Below are 410 nucleotides of genomic sequence, written 5' to 3' on the forward strand. Positions count from 1 at the left end.
CCGGCTTCCCCCCGCCCAAGACCGGCGCGCGCAAGACCTTCTTCGAGGAATTCGCCGCGACCCGCGCCACCCTGATCTTCTTCGAAGGCGCCTCGCGGGTGGACGACACCTTGGCCGACATGGCCGCCGTGTTCGGCGCCGAGCGCCCGGCGGCGGTGTGCCGCGAACTGACCAAGCTCTACGAGACCTGCGTGCGCGGCCCGCTGGGCGAACTGGCCGTCGACCCGCGTTTCGAGGCCCCCAAGGGCGAGATCGTCATCCTGGTGGGTCCCGGCGAGGAGAAGGCCGCCAGCGCCGACGACGCCGAGGCCGCCCTGCGCGAGGCCATGACCCGCCTGCCCCTGGGCGAGGCCGCCTCCGAGGTGGCCAAGGCCCTGGGCCTGTCGCGCAAGGACCTCTACCGCCAGGCC

The 410-nt window shown here is 73.4% G+C and carries 1 protein-coding gene; it reads left to right on the top strand.

Annotated features, from left to right (window positions below; all coding sequences use genetic code 11):
- Positions 1-410, top strand: a 410-nt coding sequence (locus AC1DKV_RS40560) for an SAM-dependent methyltransferase (protein ID WP_477139780.1), incomplete at both ends; no start/stop codon positions are given.

Source organism: Cupriavidus sp. 05T41, assembly GCF_056396525.1.